Source organism: Halobacillus sp. BBL2006, from assembly GCF_000786645.1.
GTDB lineage: Bacteria > Bacillota > Bacilli > Bacillales > Halobacillaceae > Halobacillus.
On record NZ_JRNX01000190.1, the window covers coordinates 1 to 1,535 of the forward strand.

Here is a 1,535-nt window from a genome sequence, read left to right on the forward strand (position 1 = left end):
TGTCGGTCAATTGACATCTAAATCAAAAAAAGTGTTAATATTAGGTGATATGTATGAATTAGGGGAGCAATCAGAGGCTTTACATGAGAGTGTAGCAGATGCGATAGATGAAAAGATCGACGCGGTCTTTACAATCGGAAATCATTCTGAGAGAATTTCTAAGGCTGTTTCGCAAAACAGCCCGAATATAGAAACATCCCATTTCAAAGATAAAAAAGCTTTATGTCATCATGTGCGTCCAATGTTGACATCTGAAACAGTAGTATTAGTGAAAGCTTCCCGCGGAATGAAGTTGGAAGAACTGCTTGAGGATTTAACAGATTAAAACTAAGGCGATGACGATAAAGTAAAAGGAGGAGCACCACATGGAGGAATACATATTACTAATCACTATGGCATTATCATTCATCATTACTGTCGTGATATCGCCGATGATCATCCCTTTCTTAAGGAGATTGAAGTTTGGGCAAGCGATCAGAGAGGAAGGACCTGAGTCCCACCAAAAAAAATCAGGCACACCAACGATGGGTGGTGTGATGATTATTGTAGCAGTCATTGTAACGACATTGATCGCTTCCTATTGGTTTAACTCGGAATCAACAAGCATTCATCTATTTTTAGTTTTGTTTGTTCTGGTCGGATATGGCTTACTTGGATTTTTAGATGATTACATCAAAGTGGCTTTAAAACGCAATCTTGGTTTGACGTCTAAGCAAAAAATGCTTGGGCAAATCATAATAGCTATCGTTGTTTACTTAATACTAAGCCAAAATGGTTTTCCGACGACCATCGGGGTGCCGGGGACATCGTTTGAAGTAGAACTTGGGTTCGGGTATGCCCTTCTTATCCTATTCATGCTCGTCGGTGGTTCGAATGCAGTCAATTTGACCGATGGACTAGATGGATTGTTGGCCGGAACGGCAGCTATCGCCTTCGGAGCGTTCGGCATTCTCGCTTGGACTGGTGATACAAATATCGATGTCACCATCTTTTCATTAGCAGTCGTAGGAGCGTTGCTCGGCTTCTTAGTATTTAATGCGCACCCTGCTAAAGTCTTTATGGGCGATACTGGTTCATTAGCGCTTGGAGGAGCAATTGCGATCATAGCCATCTTAACAAAGCTGGAATTGCTGCTAGTCATAATCGGCGGGGTATTTGTTCTGGAGACTCTATCGGTTATAATTCAGGTCATATCATTTAAAACAACGGGTAAACGTGTATTTAAGATGAGTCCTTTGCACCATCACTACGAATTAAAGGGCTGGTCCGAATGGCGAGTTGTAACGACTTTCTGGGCGGTTGGATTAGTATTTGCCGTCCTCGGTATCTACATTGAGGTGATGTTCTGATGAAAAAACTAGAATCTTTTCCTTACAAGCATGTGCTTGTTCTTGGCCTAGCCAAGAGTGGCACGGCCGCCGCCAATCTATTGTTGGATAGTGGAGTAATGGTAAGGGTAAATGACAAAAATGCAGATGAAACGGCAAGTGATATTCAACAGTTAAAACAAAAAGGAGCAGAGGTCGTTACAGGCG

1 protein-coding gene and 2 pseudogenes are annotated in these 1,535 nt (G+C 42.0%); all 3 read left to right on the forward strand.

Annotated features, from left to right (window positions below; translation table 11 throughout):
- Positions 1 to 325 (forward strand): annotated as a pseudogene (locus LD39_RS23030) (UDP-N-acetylmuramoyl-tripeptide--D-alanyl-D-alanine ligase); the annotation flags it as partial.
- Between the two features lie 40 nt (positions 326 to 365).
- Positions 366 to 1,349 carry a phospho-N-acetylmuramoyl-pentapeptide-transferase gene (gene mraY / locus LD39_RS06735; RefSeq protein WP_035544360.1) on the forward strand — a complete coding sequence of 328 codons (984 nt, stop codon included), beginning with the start codon at positions 366 to 368 and terminating at the stop codon, positions 1,347 to 1,349.
- A pseudogene (gene murD, locus LD39_RS06740) lies at positions 1,349 to 1,535 on the forward strand (UDP-N-acetylmuramoyl-L-alanine--D-glutamate ligase); the annotation flags it as partial. The gene mraY and the pseudogene murD, both read left to right, overlap by 1 nt.

Excerpts from the sequence above, each read along its gene's own strand:
- mraY (WP_035544360.1), top strand. The coding sequence starts at position 366 with ATGGAGGAATACATATTACTAATCACTATGGCATTATCATTCATCATT.